This window comes from Nocardioides sp. Z38_18 (assembly GCF_058215695.1).
In genome coordinates this window covers 1,265,242-1,289,634 of record NZ_JBZAJE010000001.1, presented here as the reverse complement: position 1 = coordinate 1,289,634, position 24,393 = coordinate 1,265,242, and the positions used below count along the sequence as shown (strand labels likewise).

Below are 24,393 nucleotides of genomic sequence, written 5' to 3'. Positions count from 1 at the left end.
GGTAGGTGTCCGAGCCTGCCGGGACCGGGGGTGCGCACACAAGGGACAACCTGGTCAGAGATGAACAAGAAGTCTTACAGTGTGTAAATGCTGCCCTCGGTCCGCGAGATCCTGGCCCTGCCCGTACTGCGTGAGGGCGGCCCCACGGTCGCCGCCGGCGCCGCCGGCCTCGACGCCCCCGTCCGGTGGGTGCACGTGAGCGAGCTGGCCGACATCGCCTCGCTGCTGCGCGGCGGCGAGCTGATCCTCACCACCGGGATCGCGCTCCCGGCACGGGCCGCCGGCCAGCGTGCGTACGTCGAGGAGCTCAGCAACGCCGGCGCGCACGGGGTGGTCGTGGAGCTCGGGCGGCGCTGGGCCCGGCTCCCGGCAGCCCTGGTGAACGCCGCCGAGGAGCACGACCTGCCCCTGGTCACGTTGGAGTCACCGGTGCCCTTCGTCGCGGTCACCGAGGCGGTGCACGCCCGGATCATCAACGCGCAGTACGAGCTGCTGCAGCAGTCCGAGGCGGCACACCGCGCGTTCACTACCTTGTCGGTGGAGGGGTCCTCCGTGGCCGACATCGTCTCGCGCGCGGCCCAGATGAGCGGGCACGCCCTGGTGCTGGAGGACCTGTCGCACCGGGCGGTGGCCAGCGACCCCGGGCCGTCCTCCACCCCGGCACTGCTCGTCGACTGGGAGAGCCGCTCCCGGGCGAACCGGGACCAGCCCCCCGCCGACGGCACCTGGGTGAGCGTCCCCGTGGGGCCCCGGTCCCAGCAGTGGGCCACCCTGGTCGCCCCGGAGGCAACACCCGACGACCTGCACCTCGCGATCGTGCTGGAGCGCGCCACCGAGGCCCTGGCCCTGCACCGCCTGCTGGAGCAGGACGAGGTCAGCCTCGAGCAGCAGGCCCACCGAGCGGTCCTCGAGGACCTGCTCTCGGAGCACGAGGAGGGGCGCACCACCGACGAGGAGGCGGCCCGGGCACGGGTCCGGGCGCTGGGGCTGCCGGTCGAGGACCGCGCCTTCGTGGCGGTCGCCGTCTGGTCCCCCTCCCCCGTGGCCCTGGACCCGATCGCCCTCGAGCGCCGGGACCGCTCCCTGGCCGAGATCGTCGCCCGGGCCGCTCGGCGGGGCCGGGTCGCAACCCTGGTCGCGACCGTCGCGTCGGGCCAGGTGCTCGTGCTGTGCTCCCTGCCCGCGCGTCCCACTGCCGACCTCACCCGGGCCGCGCGACGACTCTCGACCGCGGTCGAGGAGGAGCTGCGCAGCGCCGGGTGGTCGGCGCCGCACACCGTCGGGGTGGGCGACCCGGTCGGCACCATGGCCGAGACCGGCTCCTCCCTGGTGCTCGCGGCGCACGTCGCGCAGGTGGCCTCCGCACTTCCCGGCACCCGCCGCTCGTACTACGTCAGCGCCGACCTGCGGGTCCGCGGGCTGATCAGCGCGCTGGGCGACGACCCCCGCCTGGTCTCGTTCGCGGAGTCGGAGCTGGGCCGGCTGCGGGCGCACGACCGGCGCCACGACTCCGACCTCACGGCGACCCTGCACGCCTTCCTGGCCGCTCGGGGCAACAAGAGCGAGCTGGCCCGGCGCAGCCACCTGAGCCGGCCCGCGCTCTACGCCCGGCTGGCGAGGATCGAGCAGGTGCTGGGCGTCGACCTCGAGGACGCGGAGTCGAACGTCTCCCTGCACGTGGCGCTGCTGGTCACCGAGGTGCGCCGGCACCGTCGCGGACCCCACAGCGCATGACCTACCCCGGGAAACAGCGAAGGCCCTGATCCGCAAGGATCAGGGCCTTCGTCTTGTGTGCTCCCCCGGTTGGACTCGAACCAACAACCCTCCGATTAACAGTCGAATGCTCTGCCAATTGAGCTACAGGGGATCGCGCTCGCAAACCCTAGCAACTGAGTCCGGAGTTGCTAAATCGGCCCGCTGAAGTCCTCGCCGATCTCGCTGCGGGCACCGGCCAGGGCCGCGTCCGCCACCGCCGCCACCTCGGGGTCATCGGGGTCCAGGCCGCGGTCGTAGGCGTGCATCCAGGCGACCGGACCACCCACCGGGCTGCGGCGGCCGATCACGGTCACCGCCAGCTTCCCCCGCACGGGCACGCGGCGCTGCAGGACGATGCTGGCGGTCACCCGCTCGCGGACCAGCTGGAGCAGCAGCTCGGGGTCGTCGAGCTCGAAGACGTACGCCGGCCGCTGCTCGCCGTACGTGCCGATCTCGGTGACCTGCAACCGGTCGGTGTCCTGGTCCCAGGTGGCGTCCTCGACCTGCTCCCAGGGCAGCCGGCGGACCGGGGCGTCGACCGGCAGGATGAACAGCGACCGTCTGCCGCCCAGCAACCAGGTCCCGTCGGCCGCACAGGCGTGGGCGAGCAGCTTCTCGCCGCGTGGCAGCTCGATGCGTGCCAGCACCTCGGGGGGCACCCGCTCGCCTCGCCGGAACGTCCTCACTGGCTCTCCAGCGCGCGCTCGCGCAGGCTGCGCCGGTGCTGCTCGAGCGCGACCAGCTCGCCGAACATCCGGTTGTACTCGGTCGCCTGCTCCACCGGGTTGGTGCGCTGCAGGCGCGACTTGAGGTCGGCGATCCGGCGCATGGCGGTGACCTCCCGGAGCCGGTAGACGTGCTGGGCGACGTACGCGTCGTCGGGCTGCTTGTCCGAGAGCAGCGGCTCCACGGTGAGCGCGCTGATCAGGGACTGCAGTCGCTCGTCGGTCTGGGCGTCGCGCAGGGTGGAGGCCCAGTGCGCGTCCGCGGCGGTCGGGCCGCCCGCTGCCTGGATGCCGGTCCACAGGGCCCGGTAGGCGCCGTGGGTGAAGTCCTCGGGGGCCACGTCCCGGGCGGTGCGGCCGACCACCTGGGGGTACTGCACCACCAGCTTGAGCGTCTCGCGCTCCAGCAGCAGCCTCGGGTCGCGCGGGTCCGGGAGCTCGGCGGCCCGCCTGACCGGACCGTGGGCGCCGGCCGGACCGGGGCCGGAGACGCGCTGGGCGGCCCGGCGCACCTCACGCTGCACGTCGGCGGGCTCCACCCCGATCATCCCGGCCAGCTCGCGGGAGAACGCGTCCACCTTGGAGCGGTCGCGGATGGCGGTGACCAGCTTGGCCGCCTCACGCATCGCGTCCACCCGGCCGTCGGCCCGGTCGAGGTCGTAGCGCTTCACGACGTTGGCCAGCACGAAGCGGTAGAGCGGCACCCGGCGGGCCACGAGCTCGCGCACCTCGGCGTCACCGGACTTCAGCCGCAGGTCGCAGGGGTCCATCCCGGTCGGCTCGACGGCCACGTAGGTCTGGCCGGCGAAGATCTGGTCGCCCTCGAATGCCCGCAGCGCGGCCTTCTGGCCCGCCTCGTCGCCGTCGAAGGTGAAGATCACCTCGCCCCGGAACTCGTCGTGGTCGTGCAGCAGCCGGCGGATCACCCGGGCGTGGTCGTCACCGAAGGCAGTGCCGCAGGTCGCGACCGCCGTCTTCACCCCGGCGAGGTGGCAGGCCATCACGTCGGTGTAGCCCTCCACGATCACCGCCTGGCTGGCACGGGCGATCTCGCGGCGGGCCAGGTCGATTCCGTAGAGCACCTGGCTCTTGTGGTAGATCGGCGTCTCGGGGGTGTTGAGGTACTTCGCGTCGATCCGGTCGTCGTCGAAGATCCGCCGCGCGCCGAACCCGATGGTGTCGCCGCTGCTGTCCCGGATCGGCCACATCAGCCGGCCGCGGAACCGGTCGTAGAGACCGCGGCCTTCGCCGATGAGCCCGCTGGTGACGAGCTCCTCGTCGGTGAAGCCCTTCTGGCGCAGGTGCTTGAGCAGGTCCTCTCCCCCGCGCGGAGAGAAGCCGACCCCGAAGGTGGTCGCGGCGTCGGCGTCGAAGCCCCTGGAGTCGAGGAACTGGCGCGCGGTGAGCGCCTCGGGGGTGGCCAGCCGGTCGGCGTACCACTCGGCGGCGTGCTTGTGCGCCTCGACCAGCCGCGGCCGGTGCGGGCCGCTGCGCTGCCGGGGGGCCCCGCCCTCCTCGTAGCGCAGCTGGACACCGACCTTCTCGGCCAGCCGCTCGACGGTCTCGGTGAAGCCGAGGCCGTCCATCTCCATCACGAACTTGATCACGTCGCCACCGGCCTGGCAGCCGAAGCAGTGGTAAAAGCCGCGGGACGGGGTCACGTGGAAGGAGGCGGACTTCTCGTCGTGGAAGGGGCACAAGCCCTTCATCGAGCCACCGCCGGCATTGCGCAGGGTCACGTAGGAGGAGACGACATCATCGATGCGTGCCTTCTCGCGAACCTCCGCGATGTCTTCTTCCCTGATCCTGCCCGCCACGCTGCGGAGTCTACGGGCAGCCGGTCCGCCGCCGCCGGTGCTGCACAGGCCGTGATGGACTTATCACGTAAGTCCTCTCGGCCAGAGGGTTTAAATCGGCCCTGAATGGCTACCGGGTTAGGCATGACTGAACCAACCGTGACCCACACCGGAGCTGGCGCCTCACCGTCACCCCAGGACTCCCGCTCCCCCGGCACGGGATCGGAGCCGCCGCTGGGCGCCATCGTGAACCAGCTCACCACCCAGGTCCCCGAGCTGATCCGCTCCGAGATCCGCCTCGCCCAGGCCGAGGTCACCGAGAAGGGCAAGCGCGTCGGCATGGGCATCGGCATGTTCAGCGGCGCCGGCCTGATGGCCTTCTTCGGCTTCGGCACACTGCTCGCGACGATCATCCTGGCGCTGTCCCTGGTGATGGACGCGTGGCTGGCGGCGCTGATCGTGACCGTCGTGCTGTTCATCGTGGCGGCGATCTTGGGCCTCTTGGGCAAGAACAAGGTCCAGGACGGTACGCCGCTCCAGCCCGAGCGCGCCGTGGAAGGCGTCAAGGAAGACATCGCGACCGTGAAGGGACAGCACTCATGAGCACCCCCGAGGACATCCAGGCCGACATCGAGAAGCAGCGCGAGCAGCTTGCCGAGACCGTCGACCAGCTGACCCACAAGCTCGACGTCAAGGCGCAGACCAAGGCCAAGGTCGACGACGTGAAGTCCCAGGCGCAGGTCCGGCTCACCGAGGTCAAGGAGATGAGCACCACCGACGACGGCAAGCCCCGCCCCGAGGTGCTCGGCGCGGCTGCCGCCGTCGTACTCGGCGTCGCGCTCCTCATCTGGCTCAGGAAGCGCCGATGAGTCGTCCCGAGGTCAAGCAGGACGCAGCCAGCGAGGAGGACCGCGCCCAGCAGGAGATGCCCGACCCCGACGACAGCCGCAAGCCCGACGGTCCGGGGGACCTCGACAAGCGGTCCTGGTTCTACGTGCTGCGCAAGACCATGCACGAGTTCAGCGAGGACCAGTGCACCGACCTCGCAGCGGCGCTGACCTACTACGCGGTGCTCGCGATCTTCCCGGCGCTGCTCGCGCTGATCTCCGTGCTCGGCGTGCTGGGCCAGGCCGGGGAGGCCGTCCGCACCATCGAGGACACCCTGCGCCCGCTTGTCTCCGACCAGGTGCTCGACACCATCACCAAGGCCCTGGACCAGGTCGTGAACTCGCAGGGAGCGGGCCTCGCGCTGGTGATCGGTCTGGTGGCGGCGCTGTGGTCGGCGTCGGGGTACGTCGGGGCCTTCGGCCGCGCGATGAACAGGATCTACGAGATCGAGGAGGGGCGACCGTTCTGGAAGCTCCGCCCGATCATGCTGCTGCTCACCCTGATCGCGGTGACGCTGGCCGCGGTCGCGCTGCTGCTGCTGATCGTGTCCGGCCCGGTCGCGGAGTCCATCGGCAACGTGATCGGCCTCGGGGGCACCGCGCTGACGGTGTGGTCGATCGCCAAGTGGCCGGTCCTGGCCGTGATCGTGATCGTGGTCGTCGCCCTGCTCTACTACGCGACCCCCAACGTGCAGCAGCCGAAGTTCCGGTGGGTCTCGGTCGGTGCCGGCGTGGCCATCGTGACCTGGGTGCTGGCCTCGGTGGCGTTCGCGTTCTACGTCGCGAACTTCTCCAGCTACAACAAGACCTACGGATCACTGGCGGGCGTCATCGTCACGCTGCTGTTCCTGTGGATCACCAACCTGGCCCTGCTGTTCGGGGGTGAGCTCGACGCAGAGCTCGAACGCGGACGTCAGCTCCAGGCGGGCATCGCGGCCGAGGAGGAGATCCAGCTCCCGGCCCGCGACACCCGGAACATCAAGAAGGCCAAGAAGAAGCGGGACAAGGACGCCGCTCTGGGTCGCAGGATCCGCCGTCAGGCGGCAAAAACCAATGATCGGGAGCAGGGCTCCCAGAAGGAGGAACAATGATCATCAAGAGGCTCCCGCTGCTGATCGCAGGCGGCATCGGCTACGTGCTGGGGACCAGGGCGGGCCGTGAGCGCTACGAACAGCTCACCCAGACCTTCAACAAGGTCAAGGACGACCCCCGGGTGCAGGAGAAGGCCCACCAGGCAGCAGACATGGCCAAGGACAAGGCCCCGGGCCTCAAGGACAAGGTCAGCGGTGTCGCCAGCTCCGCGACCGGCAAGGTGACCGGATCTGGCAGTTCCGGGAACGACAAGGTCAAGCCGTCCGGCAGCAACGGGATCGGCTCCGACGAGCCGGCCGCCAAGCTCAACCCGGAGAGCACGGTCTTCCAGGACAACCCCGGGCCGCAGGGCCCGCTTCCCTGATTCTGGGCCCGACGCTCGGCTGACCTGGGCCCGGTCCTGCGGGGCCGGGCCTAGTAGTCGCCGGTCATCACGTTCGCGAGCGGCTCCCCCGCAGCAAAGCGGTGGAGCTGCTCGCGAACGAGCTTGTGCGCCCGCGGCTCCATCGCCGTGCTGTTGCCCCCCACGTGCGGTGAGATCAGCACGTTGGGCGCCGACCACAGCGGATGCTCCTCGGGCAGCGGCTCCGGGTCGACGACGTCGAGCGCCGCGTGGATCCGGCCCTTGCCGAGCTCGGCGACCAGCGCATCGGTGTCCACCACCGGTCCGCGCGCCATGTTCACCAGCAGGGCGCCGTCCTTGAGGTGGGCGAGCATCTCCGCGTCGAAGAGCCCCTTGGTCTCCTCGGTGCCGGGCACGATCAGCACCACCACGTCGGCGTGCGGCAGCAGCTCGGGCAGCTCGTCGATCGCGTGCACGCCGTCGCGGGCGCTGCGGGCGACCCGGGTGACCTCGGCCTCGAACGGCCTCACCCGCGCCTCGATCGCCTCGCCGATCTGGCCGTAGCCGACGATCAGCACCGACCTGTCGGCCAGCGAGGGCCGCAGGTCGGGCTTCCACTGACCGCTGTCCTGGGCGCGGACGAAGTCCGGGATGCCGCGCAGGCTGGCGAGGATCAGCGTCAGCGCCAGCTCCGCGGTGGAGGTGTCGTGGATGCCGCGGCCGTTGCACAGCTCGACCCCGTCAGGGACGTAGTCCCGGATGTGCTCCACGCCGGCCGACATCGTCTGCACCACCCTGAGCTTCGGCAGCCGCGCCAGCACCTCCCCGTCCGCGGGGCGGAACCGGTAGGGCAGCACGTAGAGCTCCACGTCGCCCGTGGTGTCCGGCAGGTCGTCGGGATCGATCTCCTGGTAGCGCAGGCCCTCGGGGAGGTCGCCGAGCACCTCGGGGTCGAAGGGCAACCAGACCAGGGGTCCGTCTCCAGGTGCGTACGCCGACGTCTCCATCACTCGCCTCTCCCGTGCATTGGTGACCGGCCGCCGACCAGCCTGGCGTGCCAGGTGAGGGCCGAGGCGTCGGTGAGGCTGGCGATCTGGTCGATCACCACGCGGGTGCGACCGGCGTCGTCCGCGGCCTCCTCGAAGTCCCCGCGCAGGGCCGCGTCGAGGCCCTCGCTCCCCCGCTTCCACAGCTCCTCGAACAGCTCCACCAGCAGGCTGCGCTGGCGCTCCATCAGGTCGATCCGGTCCTGGGCGCGCATCACGTAGTGCGCGGCGATGCCCTTGAGCACCGAGATCTCCTGCAGCGTCGTGTCGGGCACGACGAGGTTCGCCTGGTGACGCACCAGCGGCTGCTCGCCGTACTCCAGGCGGGTGGCGCGCTGCACGCTGCCGCAGAAGATCCCGATCAGGTCGCTGGTCAGGTTCTTCAGCGCGGCCAGGCCCCGCCTGGTGCCGTCGTAGGGCCGCTCGGGCCACGAGGTCACCGCACGCACCCGGCCCAGCGCCTCGTCGAGCAGCTCGTCGGTGGCGTCGGGGAGGTACCACTCCCGCACGGTCTGCCAGGTCGCAGCGCGCTCCTCGGAGTCGTCGAGCAGGCCCAGGTCGATGCGGCCACCCACGATGCCGTCCTCGAGGTCGTGCACCGAGTAGGCGACGTCGTCCGCGACGTCCATCACCTGCGCCTCCACACAGCGCCGGTCCCCCACCAGCCCGGCCCGCAGCCAGACGAAGACCTCGCGGTCGTCGTCGTAGACCCCGAACTTCCCCTGGGCCCTCGCCGCGGAGGTCGAGCCGTCCCCGTCGGTCGAGCCGTCCCCGTCGGCCGAGCTGTCCCAGTCGGTCGAGCTTGTCGAGACCCGCGGCCAGGGGTACTTCGTGCAGGCGTCCAGCGTGGCCCGGGTCAGGTTGAGCCCCACCGAGCGGCCGTCGCGGTCGGTGGACTTGGCCTCCAGCCGGGTGAGGATGCGCAGCGTCTGGGCGTTGCCCTCGAAGCCGCCGCACTCGGCGCCGAGCTGGTCCAGGGCGACCTCGCCGTTGTGCCCGAACGGCGGGTGCCCCAGGTCGTGGGCGAGCGCCGCGGTCTCGGCGAGGTCCGGGTGGCAGCCGAGCGGGTGCGCCAGGTCGCGCGCGATCTGCGCGACCTCCAGGCTGTGGGTGAGCCGGTTGCGGACGAAGTCGTCGGACTGGGGACCGAGCACCTGGGTCTTGGCGGCCAGCCGGCGCAGCGACGCGGAGTGCACCACGCGGGCCCGGTCGCGCTCGAACGGGGTGCGCTCGGGCGCGTCCACCCGCTTGGCGGGCTCGTCGACCAGGCGCTCACGCGACGCCTCGTCGTACAGCTCGTCCCAGGTCACGCCCCGACGCTACCGCCCGCCTTCCCCGCCCCGACCACCCAGCACGCCGACCGGGCGGCCAAGCCGGCCAGGAGACCACCTCAGGAGCCGCTACGCGCCGTTGGTCGCCGGCGCCCGGGCACGGCCGCAGTCGGCTGCGGGGCGGAGGCGGTCACCCGGAGCAGGATGCCAGAGCAGGGTGCCTGGGCAGCAGGGCCTAGAAGCCGAGCTTGCGCAGCTGACGGGGGTCGCGCTGCCACTCCTTGGCGATCTTCACGTGCAGGTCGAGGTAGACCGGCGTACCGAGCATCGCCTCGATCTGCTTGCGGGCGGCGGTGCCGACCTCGCGCAGCCGCTTGCCCTTGTGCCCGATCACGATGCCCTTCTGGGAGTCGCGCTCCACGAACAGGCTGGCGTGCACGATCAGCAGGGGCTTGTCCGCGGGACGGCCCTCCTTGAGCGCCATCTCCTCCACGAGCACGGCGATCGAGTGCGGCAGCTCGTCGTGCACGCCCTCGAGGGCGGCCTCGCGGATCAGCTCGGCGACGATCACCTCCTCAGGCGAGTCGCTGAGCTCCCCGTCGGGGTAGAGCGGCGGGCCCTCCGGGAGCAGCCCGATCAGCAGCCGCTCCAGCAGCCCGACCTGGTCCCCTTCCACAGCCGAGACCGGGACGATCTCGGCCCACTCCGTGCCGGTCTCCTGGCCGAGGGCGGCGATGTCCATCAGGTGCTGGGCGATCTGGTCCGGGGTGGCGAGGTCGGTCTTGGTGGCGATCGCCACCTTGACCGTACGACGGACCTTGCTCAGCTCGTTGACGATGAACCGGTCGCCCGGCCCGATCTTCTCGTTCGCCGGGAAGCACACCCCCACGACGTCGACCTCGGACCACGTGCTGGTGACCAGGTCGTTGAGCCGCTCGCCGAGCAGGGTGCGTGGCCGGTGCAGCCCTGGGGTGTCGACCAGGATCAGCTGGGCGTCGGGGCGGTGCACGATCCCGCGCACCACCGTCCGCGTGGTCTGCGGCTTGGAGCTGGTGATCACCACCTTGCTGCCCACCAGCGCGTTGGTCAGCGTGGACTTGCCGGCGTTCGGCCGCCCCACGAAGCAGGCGAACCCTGAGCGGTGAGCCGGGGCCTTCGTCGAGCTGTCGGAGCTCATGTGTCTTCCCTTCCCGGGGGCCGCTGCTCGACCCCAGGTTCCGTGGCGGCGGCATCGTAGTCCGCCCAGATCTGTTCGTTGGTGCGGCCGAGCGCGCGCCCGCGGGCGACGATCGGGCCCGGGTCGACCTGCCGTGCCTGTCGTCCCCGGCTGCCGCTCCAGTAGCCCATCACGTCGTAGTGCCGGGTGTCCCAGCCGAGGTCGTGGCGCGCGTGCCGGCGGATGTCGCGCATCTGCGCGGACTCACCGGCCATCCAGAAGTAGCCGGGCCCCTCGGGCCACTGGATCCCCCGGACGATCTCCGCGAGCTTGCTGGTCCCGGAAGCGGCGTCGTGCCACTGCACCGGCGCGTCGACGTACCCGGGCATCTCCCCGTCCGGCACCTCCGCGTGGATCTGCACCGGGACCGTCTCCGGGTCGAGGCTCTCCGCGATCCGGGCCATCGCCGGCAGCGCGGTCAGGTCCCCGGCCAGCACCACCCAGCGAGCGTCGGCCGGCAGCTCGAAGGACCCCTTCGGGGCGGAGATCCCCACTGTCTGTCCCACGCAGTCGGTCTGGGCCCACTCCGTGACCAGGCCGTGCTCGTGCACCACCACGTCGAGGGTCAGTACGCCGCCCGCGACCGAGCGAACCGTGTAGTAGCGGGTCTGGAACTGGCCGGGCACGGTCAACGCCACCCACTCGTCGGGGACACCGGTGGAGGTGAACCCCTCGGGGGTCTCGAGCTCCAGGCGCACCAGGTGGGGTCCGAGCACGTCACGACGGCGCACGACAGCGTCGAGGGGGGTCCGGGAGGTCACCGACCAAGGCTATCCGCCGCGCGGACCCCTCAGAACCAGCTGGAGAGCCGGAGCCGACCACGCTTCGCGGGGACCAGGTGGGCCAGGTGCAGCCGCCGCTGCGCACACCCGCGGGTGGCGGCACGACAGCTGGTGTCCGAGGCGTAGCCGACGTTGCCCGCCTGCCAGGCGTGGAAGGCCAGCCTCAGCCGCCCGGCCGTGTCCAGGAACGGAGTGGCCCCGCCCGGCCCCGCGACGTAGCGGCCGGTGGCCAGCAGCAGCCCCTTGCGCTTGCAGGGGCCGGTGACGCGCTTGCAGACGGCGTACCCGGTGGCGTAGCGCGAGGTGGTCCAGTTGTTGCCCGAGTAGAACAGGTAGAGCTTCTTGCGGAACCGGATCATCGCCGCGTTCTCCACCACGCCTCCCTCCCACCTCGGCTTGGGCTTCAGCAGCGGGTAGTGCCGGGTGCCGAGCGCGAAGCCGGTGAGGTTGGAGTTCAGCTGCCGCACGAACGTGCCGCCGCCGTACCCGACCACCTTGAACAGCAGCCAGGTCGCCCCGCGGTCGACGAAGACCTGCGGGTCGATCACCCCGGGACCGCAGAGCAGCGCGGTGCGCGAGGAGTCCACGAACGGCCCCATCGGCGAGGCGCTGCGTGCCAGCGAGATGCACCGGCGCCCGTCGCTCGCGCGCGGCACGGAGTACGCCGCCAGGTAGCCGACTCGGGTACGCGCCACCGAGGGCGCCCACGTGGCCATGAACGTGCGGCCACCCTGGGTCGTGCGCACCTGCGCCCACGGCGGCGGCGTCGGCAGGCCGTCGTTGCGTCCGGGCCTGGCCCGGTCGGGTGCCGCCCGGGTGGTCCAGGTGCGCAGGTTCCTCGAGGTCATCAGCGGCAGGCTCAGGCCCGCCACCGTGGTGGAGGCGGCGTAGTAGCGCGCACCCACCCGGATCACGGTCGGGTCCGGGAAGTCGCCACGGTAGGCCGCGCCGGGTCTGAACGGGTCGCTGCCGTTCGGCGCCGGAGCCTGGGTCTCGGCGTCGGCGACGACCTGCCCCGAGACGAGCAGGGCGGCCAGCACCCCACCCACCAGCAGGCACCGGACGGCACGTTGGGCTCTGGTGGCCATCGACGGGCTCCCGGGATGTAGGCGAACGTGTGCTCGCGCACTATCTCCCGGGCCCGGCCGGTGCGCACCCGCAACGGGAAAACGTCTCGGCGCGGCTCACCAGGTGGGCCGCAGCGGGAACCCGCTCCGGCCGTCGTCGCGGGTGCGTCCGGCGAGCACCTGGTGCAGCTGGATCTCGTTGCGGTCGAAGCTCATCCGCGAGCCCGCCATGTAGAGCCCCCACACGCGCGCGGTGCCTTCCCCGACCTCGGCGACCGCCTCGTCCCAGTGGCGTTCCAGGTTGGCGCTCCAGCCGGCGAGCGTCAGTGCGTAGTGCTCGCGCAGGTTCTCCTCGTGGTGGACCTCCAGCCCGGCGTTCTGGGCCTCGGTGATGATCCGCCCGGAGCCGGTCAGCTCACCGTCGGGGAACACGTAGCGGTCGATGAACGCGCCGGTCTGCTTGGGCTGGTTGTCGGGCCGGGTGATGCAGTGGTTGAGCAGCCGGCCGCCCGGGACGAGCTTGTCGCGCAGGAAGCCGAAGTACGCCGGGTACTGGTCCACCCCGACGTGCTCGGTCAGCCCGATGGAGCTGACCGCGTCGAACCCGGTCTCCTGCACGTCGCGGTAGTCGAGGTGACGCACCTCGACGAGGTGGTCGAGGCCCTCCTCGATGTTCTTCGCCCGGGCCCACTCCGCCTGCTCGCGCGAGAGCGTCACGCCGAGCACGCTGACGCCGTACTCCCGGGCCGCGTGGCGTGCCATGGCGCCCCACCCGCAGCCGACGTCGAGCAGCCGCTGACCGGGCTTGAGGTCGAGCTTGCGGGCCACCAGGTCGTGCTTGGCGAACTGCGCCTCCTCGAGGGTCTTCGACTCGGTCTCGAAGAGCGCGCAGGTGTAGGTCATCGAGGGGCCGAGCACCATCTCGTAGAACCGGTTCGAGACGTCGTAGTGGTGCTGGATGGCCTTGCCGTCGCGCTCCTGAGAGTGCCGGAACCCCTCGACCACGCGTCGCCACCGGGGCAGGTGCTCCTGCGGCGGGGGCGGCGGGGGCACGAGGTGGCTCAGCCCCACCGACCTCAGCAGGGTGAGCACGTCGCTGGGCGAGGGACGGCGGAAACGCATCGACCGCAGCAGCATCACCGCACCCGCGTAGGGGTCACCGGGGTGCACCCCGATCACGTCGAGGTCGCCGGACACGTAGGCACGGGCCATCCCGAGGTCTCCGGGCGCCGTCACCATGTAGGCGAGTCCGCGCTCGTTCTTGAGGTTCAGCCCCACCGGGGCATCCTCGGGGCCGTAGGTGCTGCCGTCGTAGGCGGTGAACCGGACCGGCGCCGGCCCGGCCAGGAGGGTCTCGAAGACCTGCGCCAGGGACAGCTTCGGGCTGTTCAGCGCGGAGGCCTGGTCCTTGATCTGCGTCACTGTCGTCGCACCGCCTTGTCGTAGAGACTGGTCAGCCTGTCGTCGGGGTCATAGCGTTTCTTCACTGCTGCGAGGTTGGCGCCGTCGTAGAGCCGGTCGAAGGTCCCGCGGTCGTAGAACGACTCCGAGTACAGCGACTTGTGCCCGTCGAGCTCGGCGACCTTGTCCTCGATCGCGCGGTTCAGCGGGCTGTTCGGGGCGTCCTCGCCCACCGGCACCGCGCCCCAGAACCCGACGTTGACGTAGGTCCGTCCCGGCTCCAGGGGGTACGACGGCCAGGTGGGTCCCGCCTGCCCGGCCACCGGGTCCGCCGGATCCGCCGGCGAGCGCAGCCGCAGCGGGCACAGCCACACCGGCCGCATCCCGACGCATCCGTCGAACCAGGCGAGGAACTCCCCGAGCCGCTCGACCGGGACCTCCACGTCCTGGATCACCCGCTCCCGCTGGGGGCGCCCCGCCCTGCGGTCGAGCCGGTCCATGATCGAGAACCGACGGTCCAGGCCGACGAGGCGCTGGTACGTGTCCGAGCGGCGCAGCCGGCGCGGCCAGACCCGGCGTACCCACGGGTTCTGGGCGCCGAAGGCCCGGGAGCACCAGAACCAGTCGGTGTCCCACCGCCACAGGTAGTCGTAGGTGGTGAGCAGGTCGATCTCGCGCTGCTGGATCGAGCGCCAGTAGATCTGCTGGCCCGCGTAGTCGGACCCGTCGCCGTCGGGGGCGTCGGTCCAGGTGCCGAGGGTGAGGTAGTACTCCCCCGGTTCGAAGGCGGTGCCGTCCATCGCGTCGATGCGCTCGCCGTGCCACTCGCCGGTCTCGGTGATCGTGGCGATCGCCCGCTGCAGGGACTCGGTGTCGCTGAACCGCACGTGGCGCAGCGCGACGTGTGACCTGACCGGCTCGAGCTCGATCCGCAGCCGGGTGGCGTAGCCGAGGGAGCCGTAGGAGTTGGGGAAGGTGACGAACAGCTCGGAGTGCTCGTCGGGGACCCCCGGAGCCGGACGCCGGGCGGTGACGACCTCGCCGGCGCCGGTGAAGATGTCCATCTCGAGCACGGACTCGTGCGGCAAGCCGTTGCGGAACGACGTGGACTCGATGCCGAGCCCGGTGACCGCGCCGCCCAGCGTGATCGTGCGCAGCTGGGGCACCACGAGCGGGATCAGGCCGTGCGGCAGGGTGGCGTCGACGAGGTCCTCGTAGGTGCACATCCCCTGCACGTCGGCCGTGCGGCCCGCGACGTCGATGCCGATCACCCCGTCGAGCCCGGACACGTCGAGACCGGAGCCGGCAGCGGCCTCACGGGGGCGGAACAGGTTGGAGGTGCGCTTCGCCAGCCGGACCGGGGAGTCGGGCGCCAGCGCGTCGTAGGAGCTCGTCAGCCGGCGTACGGCGTCATGGTGCTGCGTCAGCGAGTCCACATCGGCACCCTCCGGCTTTTGGTTGCCAGATGCAACCCGAATCGCGTCGTTGCTTAAGGATCCTCTCAGGATCCCCAAAATCAGGACCAGCGAGTTTCCTCGACCTGGCCCGCAGGGGTCCCCCGGTGGACCGGGGTCCCAGGGCCGGCGAAGTCGCGGACGACGTCGAGATCCGCCTCGCTGATCCCGGTCTCGGTGAGCACCACGACCGCTTCCGCGCCCCTGGCGCCGCTGGCCACGGCCATCGACACCGCGACGCCAACGGCGGAGACCTGGAGGGAGGGGAGGTCGACGGTGGCGGCGGCGTAGGTGCGACCGTCGAGGTCACGCAGTGCGGCGCCCTCGGCAGCACCCACGCGGGCCCGGGTCGCCCGGGCCAGCACGACCAGCTTGTTGTCCTCGGGAGGCAGCGAGATCACGTCGCTGAGTCTATGGCCCTCTCCGGAGCGGTGGCCGCGGGCCTCAGCGCTGTGCGCGGGCGTGGGAGCCGCGCTCGGACTCGTGGTCGGCCGGGCCGGTGAGGGCCGTGGACTTCGCCAGCGGCGTGATCAGCACCGTCCCGACCCGGTTGCGCCGGCCCTTGGCCTCCTCGGCGGTGAACCGGAGCCCGGCCACCTCGACGGTGGAGCCGGGGATCGGGACCTTGCCGAGGTGCTTGCCCATCAGGCCGCCCACGGAGTCGACCTCGTCGTCGTCGATCGAGATGCCGAGGATCTCGTCGAGGTCGTCCACGGGGAACCGCGCCGGGACCCGGCGCGAGCCGTCCTCGAGCTCCTCGACGGACTCCGCCTCGGCGTCGAACTCGTCGGTGATCTCGCCGACGATCTCCTCGAGGATGTCCTCGATGGTCACGATGCCCGCCGTGCCGCCGTACTCGTCGACGACCACGGCGATGTGGCGCCGTTGGGCCTGCATCTCGCGCAGCAGGTCGTCGACCGGCTTGGAGTCGGGGACGTGGAAGACCGGGCGCATCATCGACTCGACGTGCTCGGTCGTCTGGGCGGCCTGCCGGTCGAAGACGCGCTTGCTCACGTCCTTGAGGTAGACGAACCCGAGGATGTCGTCGAGGTCCTCCCCCACGACAGGGACGCGGGAGAAGCCGCTGCGCAGGAACAGCGACATCGCCTGGCGCAGGGTCTTGCCGCTCTCGATGTAGACCACGTCGGTGCGGGGCACCATCACCTCGCGCACGAAGGTGTCGCCGAGCTCGAAGACCGAGTGGATCATCTTGCTCTCGCCCGACTCGATCAGGCTGGACGCCTCGGCCAGGTCGACCATCTCGCGCAGCTCGACCTCCGAGGAGAACGGCCCCTCGGAGAATCCCTTGCCCGGGGTCAGCGCGTTGCCCAGCAGGATCAGCAGCCGGGGCAGCGGGCCCAGGACCCGGCCCACCGCGACCACCAGGCCGGCCGAGGCCAGGGCGATGGCCTCGCTGCGCTGCCGCCCGACCGTGCGCGGTCCCACGCCGATCAGCACGAACAGGACCAGGAACATCACCCCGATCGCGACGAGCACCGAGGTCCACCGGCCGGGGCCGAGCAGGTCGAGCACCACCGCGGTGGCGAGCACGACCGCCGAGGTCTCGGTCAGCAGCCGGACCACGAGGACCGCGTTGAGGTAGCGCGGTGCGTCCTCGAGCATCCGCAGCAGCTGGCGGGCGCCGGGGCGCTGCTCCTGCTCGAGCTCGAGGGCGCGGGCCCGGGAGAACCCCGACAGCGCGGCCTCGACACTGGTGATGACTCCGGCCAGCAGGACGAGGCCCACGACCACCACGATCAGGCCCGGACTGTCTCCACTCATCTCTGGGCCTCAGCCCTGGTCGGGGTCGGAGCCGGGGTCGGGCACATCAGGTACGTCGGACGCCGCGGCCCCCTCGGCTTCCCGGGCCAGCCACTCCTGGAGGAGCTGGGCCTGGAGGCCGAACATCTCCCGGTGCTCCTCGGGCTCCGCGTGGTCGTAGCCGAGCAGGTGCAGGATCCCGTGCACGGTGAGCAGGTCGAGCTCCTCGACCGTGGAGTGCCCAGCGGTCCGGGCCTGCTCGGCCGCGATGCTGGGGCACAGCACCAGGTCACCGAGCACACCCTCCTCGGGCTCCTCGTTGACCATCCCGGGACGCAGCTCGTCCATCGGGAACGCGAGCACGTCGGTGGGGCCTTCCTTCTCCATCCACTTCTCGTTGAGCTGGGAGATCGTGTCCCGGTCGACCGCGGTGACGCACAGCTCGGCGAGCGGGTGCACGCGCATCCGGTCCATCACGAACCGGGCCAGCCGCTGGGTCCGGAGCTCGTCGATCTCGACGCCGGACTCGTTGAGGACCTCGATGGTCATCGTCCGCTCACCGGCGTTCGTGGTCGCGGCGGCCGTCAGGACGGCGCTCGTCGTGGGCCTCGTACGCCGCGACGATCTGCCCGACCAGGCGGTGCCGGACGACGTCGTGGGCCGTGAGGCGGTTGAACGAGACGTCCTCGATGCCGCCGAGGATGTCCTCGACGACTCGCAGCCCGCTCCGGATGCCCGAGGGGAGGTCGACCTGGGTGACGTCACCGGTGACCACGATCTTGGACCCGAACCCGAGCCGGGTCAGGAACATCTTCATCTGCTCCGGGGAGGTGTTCTGCGCCTCGTCGAGGATGATGAACGCGTCGTTGAGCGTGCGTCCGCGCATGTAGGCCAGCGGCGCGACCTCGATCGTCCCGGCCGCGAGGAGCTTGGGGACGGTCTCCGGGTCGAGCATGTCGTGCAGCGCGTCGTACAGCGGGCGCAGGTAGGGGTCGATCTTCTCGCTCAGCGTGCCGGGCAGGAACCCGAGGCGCTCCCCTGCCTCCACGGCCGGGCGGGTCAGGATGATCCGGTTGACCTTCTTGGCCTGGAGCGCCTGCACGGCCTTGGCCATCGCGAGGTAGGTCTTGCCGGTGCCCGCGGGGCCGATCCCGAACACGATCGTGTTCTTGTCGATCGCGTCGACGTAGCGCTTCTGGTTCAGCGTCTTGGGGCGGATCGTCCGGCCGCGGTTGGACAAGATGTTGAGGGAGAGCACGTCGGCGGGACGCTCGGAGGTCTCGGCGCGCAGCATCGTGATCACCCGCTCGACCGTCTCGGTGGTCATTCCCTGCCCGGTACGGATGATCGTGACGAGCTCGTCGAGCATCCGCTCGGCGAGCGCGATCTCCGAGGGCGCGCCGCGCAGCGTGATCTCGTTGCCGCGCACGTGGAGGTCGGCTTCGAAGGCCTTCTCCATCGAGGCGAGGTGCTCGTCGGCGGGGCCCAGGAGCGAGACCATGTTGATGCTGGTGGGCACCACCACGAGGTGCTGGGTCTCGTCGGGGCCTCCGGGACCGGAGGCGGGTTGCGTGCCGGTGCCGACTGTGTCGGCCTTGCTGGTCTCAGACATGGATGCCCGGTGGGGGGCGGCCCTTCGTTCGGAAGTACTGACGGGTCAATGCTACGCAGCCCGCGCACGGGGCGCACCCGGGTTGTGGATCGTGGGCAACACCCAGCCCGGATCGGCCCGGATCAGGCCCGCTCAGCCGGGGGGCCAGCCCATGGTGCGGCCGCCGATGAGGTGCATGTGCACGTGGAACACGGTCTGGTTCGCCGCGGGCCCGGTGTTGAACACCAGCCGGTACCCGTCCCCGAGCCCCTCGCTCTGCGCGATCGCCCCGGCTGCGGCGAACAGGTCCGCCGCGGTCGTGGGCTCCCCCGCCGCGAGCGCCGCGGCGTTCGGGTAGTGGCTGCGCGGGATCACCAGCACGTGGGTCGGCGCCTGGGGGCTCAGGTCCCGGAACGCCACGGTAGTGGGCGTCTCGTGCACCACGTCCGCCTCGATCTCGCCGGCCACGATCTTGCAGAACAGGCAATCCTCGGCCGGGTTGTCCTCGGTCACACCATCTGTGCTCATCGCCCCAGCATGCCCGATCGGGCGCCCGGGATCGATCTCGCCCGATTTGCCGGGTCGGCGGGTAAACCGATCCATCCACCCCCGCGTCCCACTAGCGTGACCATCGTCTTGCCGGCGCAGCAGCCCGGCCCAACCCAGGGGGTGCCCATCCACGCAGATCCGTGGGCCGACGCGGCCCTGGAGCGGCTCTACGACGAGCACTACGTCCGACTCGTGCGGCTCGCCGTGCTGCTGCTCCGCGACGCGGGCCGCGCCGAGGAGGTGGTGCAGGACACGTTCGTGGCGATGTACCAGCGGTCGCAACGATCCGGCTCCGCCGCGATGCCCGACGACGCGCCGGCGTACCTGCGTCAGGCGGTGGTCAACCGGTCGCGCTCGGTGCTGCGCCACCTCGCGGTGGTCTCGCGGCACCCCGCCGAGTCGCTCTCGCCCGACCGCGATCATCCCGGGGCGGACCACGACGCGCTGCACGCCGTACGCCGCCAGGCGGTGCTGGAAGCGATGGCGCGGCTGCCGCGCCGGCAGCGTGAGGTGCTCGCGCTGCGCTACTACCTCGACCTCTCCGAGCGGGAGATCGCCGAGACCCTGGGCATCAGCGCCGGGGCCGTGAAGAGCCACGCATCGCGTGGGGCAGCCGCCCTGCGTCTCCACCTCTCAGCCTTCCTCGAGGAGACCTCATGACCACTCCGAACAACGACGGCCCGACCAACGACGAGCCGGAAATGCGCGCGCTGCTCGGCGACGCCGTCTCCGACGTGCACCCCACCGGCACCAGCGACGACATCCGTGCCCGCGTGAAGCGGCCCTCGGCTGCCCGCGGCTGGCTGCCGGTCACGGTGGCGGCCGCCGTGGCGACCGTGCTGGTGATCGGCGGGACCTCCTGGCTGGCACAGCGCGACCCCTCGGCCCCGGCGGCGTCGCCGGGCACTGCCGAGGCGGATCCTGCGCCGACCGACGTCGAGGTGCCCGCCTACTACCTCGGCGCGACGGCGGCGGGCCAGCGACTGTTCAAGGAGACGCACGCACTCCCCGACGGCGCCGACTCGGAGCTGCAGGCCGCGGTGGAGCAGACGATCTCGGGGCGTCCCCTGGATCCCGACTACACCGCGTGGCGGTTTCCGGTGACGCCCACGGCCAGCCTCGGCAGCGACCGGATCACCATCGACCTCGCCTTCCCGGCAGCCGCCACCGTCGCGATGCCGGCCGACCCCGAGCGACTCGTCGAGGCGCTCGTGCGCACCGCCCAGGACGCGACCGGCACCAAGCTGCCCGTGCTGATCACGGTGGACGGGAGCCCCGGGGACCTCTTCGGGGTCGACACCCTCGAGCCCCTGCAGCCCACCGGTGCCGACACCATGCTGGCCCCGGTCTCGATCGCCACGCCGACGCAGGGCGCGACGGTGGGCACCGAGTTCGAGGTCACCGGCCAGGCATCGGCCTTCGAGGCCAACGTGGTCTGGGAGCTCAGGCAGGGCGACCGGGTCGTCCGCACCGGCTTCGCCACCGCGAAGGAGTGCTGCACGCTCTCGCCGTACGAGTTCACGGTGACCGCCGAGCCCGGCGACTACACGCTCGTGGTGCGCGACACCGACGAGTCCGACGGAGAGGGTGTCGGCGTCAGCCAGGACACCAAGGAGATCACCGTCGAGTAGGGGCGTTCAGCCCCAGCGCGGGGTCCGGGACAGCAGCGCTGCCACGGCGGCGAGCCCGGCGGTGGAGGTCCGCAGCACCGACTCCCCCAGGCGTACGACGTGAGCCGCGCCGAGGACCTCGAGCTCCTCGTCGCTGATCCCGCCCTCGGGGCCGACCACCACCACGATGGACTCCACGCCCTCCAGGGAGAGCGCCGAGAGCGGGGCCGACGCCGCCTCGTGGAGCACCACGGCCAGGCCGGCGGCGTCCACGAGGGCGGCGACCTCGGCCGTCGTGGCCATCTCGGTGACCTCGGGCAGCCAGGACCGCCGCGACTGCTTGCCGGACTCGCGGGCGGCCGAACGCCACTTGGCCAGCGACTTCTGGGCCCGCTCGCCGCGCCACACGCCGACCGAGCGGGCCGCGGCCCACGGAACGATCCGGTCGACGCCCACCTCGGTGAGCACCTCGACGGCGAGCTCGGCCCGCTCGCCCTTGGGGATCGCCTGCACCACGGTCACGTGGGGCACCGGCGCCGGCGCCAGGGCCACCGAGGTGACCGTGGCGGTCATCGACGACTTCGAGGTCGCCTCCACCACGCACGTGGCGGCGGTGCCGCGGCCGTCGGTGAGCACGACCTGCTCCCCCACCCGGATCCGGCGCACCACGACGGCATGCCGGGCCTCGTCGCCCTCGAGGACCACGGAGTCCCCCGAGGCCGTCCCCGTGACGGGTCCCAGGAAGACCGGCAGCGTCACCGGGCGACCCGGACGGCGCTCACTTGAAGGCGTTCTTCAGGCGCCCGAACACCGACTTGTGCGGCGAGTGGAGCTGCCCGTCGGGCGTCTCCTCGTGCCGGAGCCGGGCCAGCTCGCGCAGCAGCTCCTCCTGCTGTTCGTCGAGACGACCGGGGGTCTCCACGTCGACCGTGACCACCACGTCACCGCGGACCTGGGAGCGCAGGTGCGGGACGCCGCGCCCGCGCAGCACCGTCTCGGTGCCGGACTGGGTCCCGGGCCGGACCTCGAGGTCCACCCACAGCTCCATGTCGGAGTCGCCCTCGGCCACGTCGGCCTCGAGCAGGGGCAGCTGGATCGTCGTACCGAGTGCCGCGGCGGTCATCGGCACCGTCACGCGACAGCGCAGGTCGGTGCCGTCGCGGGTGAACACCGGGTGCGGCACCACCTGGATCTCGACGTAGAGGTCGCCGGCGGGACCACCGCCGGGGCCGACCTCGCCCTGCTGGGCGAGCTGGACACGGGTGCCGGTGTCGACGCCCGGGGGGATCTTCACGGTGATCGAGCGGCGCGAGCGGACCCGGCCGTCCCCGGAGCACTCGCGGCACGGCTCGGGAATGATCTCGCCGAAGCCCCGGCAGGCGGCACAGGGACGCACGGTGCGGATCTCGCCGAGGAAGGAGCGCTGCACCTGCTGGACCTCGCCGCGGCCGTGGCAGGTCTCACAGGTCACCGGCTTGGAGCCGGGCGCAGCGCCGCTGCCCTCGCACACCGTGCACAGCACGGCCGTGTCCACCTTGAGGTCGCGGGTGACGCCGAACGCCGCCTCGGCGAGCTCGATCTCGATGCGGACCAGGGCGTCCTGCCCGCGGCGCATCCGCGGACGCGGGCCGCGGCCCTGTCCGCCGGCCGCGCCACCGGCCTGGCCGCCGAAGAAGGCGTCCATGATGTCGGTGAAGGAGAACCCGGCACCCTGGCCGGGACCGCCGCCGCCGCGACCGAAGGGGTCACCACCGAGGTCGTACATCCGGCGCTTCTCGGGGTCGGCGAGCACCTCGTAGGCGGCCGACACCTCCTTGAACCGCTCCTGGGTCTCCGGGTCGGGGTTGACGTCGGGGTGGAGCTGACGGGCAAGACGCCGGTAGGCCTTCTTGATCTCGTCGGCCTCGGCGTCCCGGGAGACGCCGAGGATCTCGTAGGGGTCCTGGCTCACGTGTCATCTTTCGGCTGGGCGGAATCTCTGGGCGGAATCTCTGGGCTGAATCTCTGGGCGGAATCTTGGGTCACTTGCGGGTGGTGCTGGTCTGCGGCAGGCGCGGGTCAGGCCTGGTCGAGGAGGGTGGAGACGTAGCGGGCGACCGCGCGTACGGCGGCCATCGAGCCCGGGTAGTCCATCCGGGTCGGCCCCACGATGCCGAGCGACCCCACGGGCTCCTCCCCTGGACCGTAGCCCGTGGCGACCACAGAGGTCCCCGAGAGCTCCTGGAAGGGCCCCTCGTGCCCGATCCTCACGGTCAGGGAGTCAGAGGAGGTCGCCTCGCCGAGCAGCTTGAGCAGCACGACGTGCTCCTCGAGCGCCTCCAGCATCGGCTTGATCGACTGGTCGAAGCTCTCCCCGAAGCGGGCGAGGTTCGCGGTCCCACCGACCACCACCCGCTCGGTCTGCCGCTCGCTGGACATCGCCTCGACCAGGGCGGTGGTGATCACCGCCACGTGCGTGCGGTCGAGGTGGTCGGTCTGGTCGGTGAGCGCGCCGAGGGCGTTGGAGGCATCGGCGATCGACTTGCCCACGCACGCGAGCAGCACCCGGGAGCGGAGGTCTGCGAGGGCGTCGGTCTCGAGCTCGACGGGCAGCTCCACGACCCGCTGCTCGACCCGGCCGGTGGACAGGATCAGCACGGCCAGCAGCCGGGACGGGGTCAGCGCGACGAGCTCGACGTGCCGCACGGTGGACCGGGCCAGCGATGGGTACTGCACGATAGCGATCTGCCGGGTCAGCTGGGCGAGCACCCGCACGGAGCGCTGGATCACGTCGTCGAGGTCGTAGGCGCCCTCGAGGAACGTCGAGATCGCGCGGCGCTCGGCCGCCGACATCGGCTTGATCTGGGTCAGCCGGTCCACGAAGAACCGGTAGCCCTTGTCGGTGGGGATCCGGCCCGCGCTGGTGTGCGGCTGGGCGATCAGCCCCTCCTCCTCGAGGGTGGCCATGTCGTTGCGCACGGTGGCCGGTGAGACGCCGAGCTGGTGCCGCTCCACGAGCGCCTTGCTGCCGACCGGCTCCCGGGTCGAGACGTAGTCCTCGACGATCGCCCGGAGCACGGCAAGCCTGCGGTCGTCCTGCATGTCGCTCCTCCAGTGTCCTGTCCGGCGCTGTCCCTGACCCGTGCCGACCGGTCTAGCACTCGTCGCGCCGGAGTGCCAATCCTACTAGGCAAACGTAGGGTCTCGTTCGTGTCGGACTTCACGGAGATTGGCCAGCGGATCTGGGTGGCGCGCTACGAGTGGTACGACGTGAACGTCACCGTCGTCGAGGGCGAGGCGGGCCTCCTCGTCGTGGACACGCACGCCTCGAGCAGGGCCGCGGGCGAGGTGATCGCCGACCTGCGGCGACTCTCCTCGCGTCCGGTGGTCGGGATCGTGAACACCCACGACCACTTCGACCACACCTTCGGCAACAGCGCCTTCCGAGAGGCCTGGGGCGCGGTGCCGATCACGGCCCACGAGGCCACCGCCCAGACCACCGTGGCCACCGGCGAGCGGGCCAAGGAGCAGCTGCGCGAGGCCGGCGACGACCGCGCCGCCGAGGTGCTCGAGACGCCGGTCGTCCCGGCCGACACGACGTTCTCCTCGGTCGCGGCGATCGACCTCGGCGACCGCTCGGTCGAGCTGGTGCACCCCGGACGCGGGCACACCGCCGGGGACCTCGTCGTACGCATCGACGACGCGGACGTGCTGCTGGCCGGCGACCTCGTCGAGGAGTCCGACATGCCGTCGTACGGTGAGGACTGCTTCCCGCTGGAGTGGCCGCTCTCCCTCGACCTCGTGCTGCAGCTGATCGGGCCGGCCACCGTGGTCGTGCCCGGGCACGGCGCCCCGGTCGACAAGGAGTTCGTGGAGGAGCAGCGCTCGGCGATCGGCGTGGTCGCCGAGACCATCCGCGACCTCGCCGGGCGCGGCGTACCGCTGCGCGACGCACTGGAGGCAGCGGCCTGGCCCTACCCGAGCGAGCGGCTGGGCGACGCCGTACGACGTGCCTACGAGCAGCTGCCCCGCGACGCGAAGCGACTGCCGCTGATCTGAGTGGCCGCC

Annotated in this window: 25 protein-coding genes and 1 tRNA gene; 8 read left to right on the top strand and 18 right to left on the bottom strand. The window is 71.5% G+C overall.

Features of this window, described 5'->3' with window-relative positions; genetic code table 11:
• Nucleotides 1-87: 87 nt before the first annotated feature.
• Nucleotides 88-1,734 (top strand): PucR family transcriptional regulator, encoded by a 1,647-nt coding sequence (locus tag AC4BGC_RS06135; protein WP_490554825.1) that lies wholly within the window; start codon nucleotides 88-90, stop codon nucleotides 1,732-1,734.
• Nucleotides 1,735-1,794: 60 nt separating this feature from the next.
• Here AC4BGC_RS06135 and AC4BGC_RS06130 read toward each other — a convergent pair.
• The 3 genes from AC4BGC_RS06130 to dnaG all read right to left on the bottom strand — a co-directional run bounded on the left by AC4BGC_RS06130 (nucleotide 1,795) and on the right by dnaG (nucleotide 4,297).
• A tRNA-Asn gene (locus AC4BGC_RS06130) sits at nucleotides 1,795-1,867 on the bottom strand.
• A 37-nt stretch (nucleotides 1,868-1,904) separates the two neighbouring features.
• Complete coding sequence (locus tag AC4BGC_RS06125) at nucleotides 1,905-2,414, bottom strand: hypothetical protein (protein ID WP_490554824.1); 510 nt, start codon at nucleotides 2,412-2,414, stop codon at nucleotides 1,905-1,907.
• 23 nt (nucleotides 2,415-2,437) lie between these two features.
• Nucleotides 2,438-4,297: a DNA primase gene (dnaG, locus tag AC4BGC_RS06120; RefSeq protein WP_490554823.1), complete on the bottom strand. Its 1,860-nt coding sequence runs from the start codon at nucleotides 4,295-4,297 to the stop codon at nucleotides 2,438-2,440.
• Nucleotides 4,298-4,420: 123 nt separating this feature from the next.
• Here dnaG and AC4BGC_RS06115 point away from each other — a divergent pair, with 123 nt between their 5' ends.
• From AC4BGC_RS06115 to AC4BGC_RS06100, 4 genes are read left to right on the top strand one after another with little or no spacing between them, the layout of a single operon-like run.
• Nucleotides 4,421-4,879, top strand: coding sequence for a phage holin family protein (locus AC4BGC_RS06115; protein WP_490545034.1), 459 nt, complete (start codon nucleotides 4,421-4,423; stop codon nucleotides 4,877-4,879).
• Nucleotides 4,876-5,145, top strand: coding sequence for a DUF3618 domain-containing protein (locus AC4BGC_RS06110; RefSeq protein WP_490554822.1), 270 nt, complete (start codon nucleotides 4,876-4,878; stop codon nucleotides 5,143-5,145). The genes AC4BGC_RS06115 and AC4BGC_RS06110 overlap by 4 nt, the downstream gene beginning before the upstream one ends.
• Nucleotides 5,142-6,254, top strand: a complete 1,113-nt coding sequence (locus tag AC4BGC_RS06105) for a YihY/virulence factor BrkB family protein (protein WP_490554821.1) — start codon at nucleotides 5,142-5,144, stop codon at nucleotides 6,252-6,254. The genes AC4BGC_RS06110 and AC4BGC_RS06105 overlap by 4 nt, the downstream gene beginning before the upstream one ends.
• Nucleotides 6,251-6,619, top strand: a complete 369-nt coding sequence (locus tag AC4BGC_RS06100) for a hypothetical protein (protein WP_490554820.1) — start codon at nucleotides 6,251-6,253, stop codon at nucleotides 6,617-6,619. The genes AC4BGC_RS06105 and AC4BGC_RS06100 overlap by 4 nt, the downstream gene beginning before the upstream one ends.
• A 50-nt stretch (nucleotides 6,620-6,669) precedes the next feature.
• Here AC4BGC_RS06100 and AC4BGC_RS06095 read toward each other — a convergent pair whose 3' ends face one another.
• The 12 genes from AC4BGC_RS06095 to AC4BGC_RS06040 form a co-directional block, all read right to left on the bottom strand.
• Entirely contained in the window at nucleotides 6,670-7,605 is a 936-nt protein-coding gene (locus AC4BGC_RS06095) for a 2-hydroxyacid dehydrogenase (RefSeq protein ID WP_490554819.1), read from the bottom strand.
• Entirely contained in the window at nucleotides 7,605-8,954 is a 1,350-nt protein-coding gene (locus AC4BGC_RS06090; protein WP_490554818.1) for a deoxyguanosinetriphosphate triphosphohydrolase, read from the bottom strand. The genes AC4BGC_RS06095 and AC4BGC_RS06090 overlap by 1 nt, the downstream gene beginning before the upstream one ends.
• Nucleotides 8,955-9,150: 196 nt before the next feature.
• Nucleotides 9,151-10,092, bottom strand: a complete 942-nt coding sequence (gene era / locus AC4BGC_RS06085; protein ID WP_490545046.1) for a GTPase Era — start codon at nucleotides 10,090-10,092, stop codon at nucleotides 9,151-9,153.
• Nucleotides 10,089-10,892 (bottom strand): siderophore-interacting protein, encoded by an 804-nt coding sequence (locus tag AC4BGC_RS06080; RefSeq protein WP_490554817.1) that lies wholly within the window; start codon nucleotides 10,890-10,892, stop codon nucleotides 10,089-10,091. Before AC4BGC_RS06080 ends, era begins: the two co-directional genes overlap by 4 nt.
• Nucleotides 10,893-10,921: 29 nt before the next feature.
• Entirely contained in the window at nucleotides 10,922-12,001 is a 1,080-nt protein-coding gene (locus AC4BGC_RS06075) for a glycoside hydrolase family 43 protein (RefSeq protein WP_490554815.1), read from the bottom strand.
• 96 nt (nucleotides 12,002-12,097) lie between these two features.
• A complete protein-coding gene (locus tag AC4BGC_RS06070; protein ID WP_490554812.1) occupies nucleotides 12,098-13,402 on the bottom strand; it encodes a class I SAM-dependent methyltransferase in 1,305 nt (434 codons plus the stop codon).
• A complete protein-coding gene (locus AC4BGC_RS06065; protein WP_490554810.1) occupies nucleotides 13,399-14,817 on the bottom strand; it encodes an FAD-binding oxidoreductase in 1,419 nt (472 codons plus the stop codon). The genes AC4BGC_RS06070 and AC4BGC_RS06065 overlap by 4 nt, the downstream gene beginning before the upstream one ends.
• 80 nt (nucleotides 14,818-14,897) lie before the next feature.
• On the bottom strand, nucleotides 14,898-15,236 hold the full coding sequence (locus tag AC4BGC_RS06060) for a cytidine deaminase (RefSeq protein WP_490554809.1): 339 nt from the start codon (nucleotides 15,234-15,236) through the stop codon (nucleotides 14,898-14,900).
• A gap of 43 nt (nucleotides 15,237-15,279) precedes the next feature.
• The gene (locus AC4BGC_RS06055) at nucleotides 15,280-16,617 is read right to left on the bottom strand and encodes a hemolysin family protein (RefSeq protein ID WP_490545057.1); all 1,338 of its coding nucleotides are present in this window, start codon (nucleotides 16,615-16,617) and stop codon (nucleotides 15,280-15,282) included.
• A 9-nt stretch (nucleotides 16,618-16,626) separates the two neighbouring features.
• Nucleotides 16,627-17,145, bottom strand: a complete 519-nt coding sequence (gene ybeY / locus AC4BGC_RS06050; protein WP_490545059.1) for an rRNA maturation RNase YbeY — start codon at nucleotides 17,143-17,145, stop codon at nucleotides 16,627-16,629.
• Between the two features lie 7 nt (nucleotides 17,146-17,152).
• A complete protein-coding gene (locus tag AC4BGC_RS06045) occupies nucleotides 17,153-18,208 on the bottom strand; it encodes a PhoH family protein (protein ID WP_490545061.1) in 1,056 nt (351 codons plus the stop codon).
• A gap of 132 nt (nucleotides 18,209-18,340) precedes the next feature.
• Complete coding sequence (locus AC4BGC_RS06040) at nucleotides 18,341-18,715, bottom strand: histidine triad nucleotide-binding protein (protein WP_490554807.1); 375 nt, start codon at nucleotides 18,713-18,715, stop codon at nucleotides 18,341-18,343.
• A gap of 141 nt (nucleotides 18,716-18,856) precedes the next feature.
• On the opposite strand from AC4BGC_RS06040, the gene AC4BGC_RS06035 reads away from it, so the two are divergent.
• Both AC4BGC_RS06035 and AC4BGC_RS06030 read left to right on the top strand, forming a co-directional pair.
• Complete coding sequence (locus tag AC4BGC_RS06035) at nucleotides 18,857-19,396, top strand: sigma-70 family RNA polymerase sigma factor (RefSeq protein WP_490545065.1); 540 nt, start codon at nucleotides 18,857-18,859, stop codon at nucleotides 19,394-19,396.
• Nucleotides 19,393-20,367: a Gmad2 immunoglobulin-like domain-containing protein gene (locus tag AC4BGC_RS06030; protein ID WP_490554805.1), complete on the top strand. Its 975-nt coding sequence runs from the start codon at nucleotides 19,393-19,395 to the stop codon at nucleotides 20,365-20,367. Before AC4BGC_RS06035 ends, AC4BGC_RS06030 begins: the two co-directional genes overlap by 4 nt.
• Nucleotides 20,368-20,373: 6 nt before the next feature.
• Here AC4BGC_RS06030 and AC4BGC_RS06025 read toward each other — a convergent pair whose 3' ends face one another.
• From AC4BGC_RS06025 to hrcA, 3 genes are all read right to left on the bottom strand, one after another.
• On the bottom strand, nucleotides 20,374-21,105 hold the full coding sequence (locus AC4BGC_RS06025) for a 16S rRNA (uracil(1498)-N(3))-methyltransferase (RefSeq protein WP_490554803.1): 732 nt from the start codon (nucleotides 21,103-21,105) through the stop codon (nucleotides 20,374-20,376).
• 19 nt (nucleotides 21,106-21,124) lie between these two features.
• Entirely contained in the window at nucleotides 21,125-22,297 is a 1,173-nt protein-coding gene (gene dnaJ / locus AC4BGC_RS06020) for a molecular chaperone DnaJ (RefSeq protein WP_490545072.1), read from the bottom strand.
• Between the two features lie 107 nt (nucleotides 22,298-22,404).
• Complete coding sequence (gene hrcA, locus AC4BGC_RS06015; protein WP_490545074.1) at nucleotides 22,405-23,427, bottom strand: heat-inducible transcriptional repressor HrcA; 1,023 nt, start codon at nucleotides 23,425-23,427, stop codon at nucleotides 22,405-22,407.
• Between the two features lie 108 nt (nucleotides 23,428-23,535).
• Between hrcA and AC4BGC_RS06010 the strand changes: the two genes are divergently transcribed.
• A complete protein-coding gene (locus AC4BGC_RS06010; protein ID WP_490554801.1) occupies nucleotides 23,536-24,384 on the top strand; it encodes an MBL fold metallo-hydrolase in 849 nt (282 codons plus the stop codon).
• The last annotated feature ends 9 nt before the right edge of the window (nucleotides 24,385-24,393 follow it).

Coding starts and splice junctions, on each gene's coding strand:
- ybeY (WP_490545059.1), bottom strand. CDS start 17,145: ATGACCATCGAGGTCCTCAACGAGTCCGGCGTCGAGATCGACGAGCTC.
- AC4BGC_RS06030 (WP_490554805.1), top strand. CDS start 19,393: ATGACCACTCCGAACAACGACGGCCCGACCAACGACGAGCCGGAAATG.
- AC4BGC_RS06095 (WP_490554819.1), bottom strand. CDS start 7,605: ATGGAGACGTCGGCGTACGCACCTGGAGACGGACCCCTGGTCTGGTTG.
- era (WP_490545046.1), bottom strand. CDS start 10,092: ATGAGCTCCGACAGCTCGACGAAGGCCCCGGCTCACCGCTCAGGGTTC.
- hrcA (WP_490545074.1), bottom strand. CDS start 23,427: ATGCAGGACGACCGCAGGCTTGCCGTGCTCCGGGCGATCGTCGAGGAC.
- AC4BGC_RS06110 (WP_490554822.1), top strand. CDS start 4,876: ATGAGCACCCCCGAGGACATCCAGGCCGACATCGAGAAGCAGCGCGAG.
- AC4BGC_RS06115 (WP_490545034.1), top strand. CDS start 4,421: ATGACTGAACCAACCGTGACCCACACCGGAGCTGGCGCCTCACCGTCA.
- AC4BGC_RS06045 (WP_490545061.1), bottom strand. CDS start 18,208: ATGTCTGAGACCAGCAAGGCCGACACAGTCGGCACCGGCACGCAACCC.
- AC4BGC_RS06135 (WP_490554825.1), top strand. CDS start 88: ATGCTGCCCTCGGTCCGCGAGATCCTGGCCCTGCCCGTACTGCGTGAG.
- AC4BGC_RS06055 (WP_490545057.1), bottom strand. CDS start 16,617: ATGAGTGGAGACAGTCCGGGCCTGATCGTGGTGGTCGTGGGCCTCGTC.
- AC4BGC_RS06105 (WP_490554821.1), top strand. CDS start 5,142: ATGAGTCGTCCCGAGGTCAAGCAGGACGCAGCCAGCGAGGAGGACCGC.
- AC4BGC_RS06040 (WP_490554807.1), bottom strand. CDS start 18,715: ATGAGCACAGATGGTGTGACCGAGGACAACCCGGCCGAGGATTGCCTG.
- AC4BGC_RS06075 (WP_490554815.1), bottom strand. CDS start 12,001: ATGGCCACCAGAGCCCAACGTGCCGTCCGGTGCCTGCTGGTGGGTGGG.
- AC4BGC_RS06100 (WP_490554820.1), top strand. CDS start 6,251: ATGATCATCAAGAGGCTCCCGCTGCTGATCGCAGGCGGCATCGGCTAC.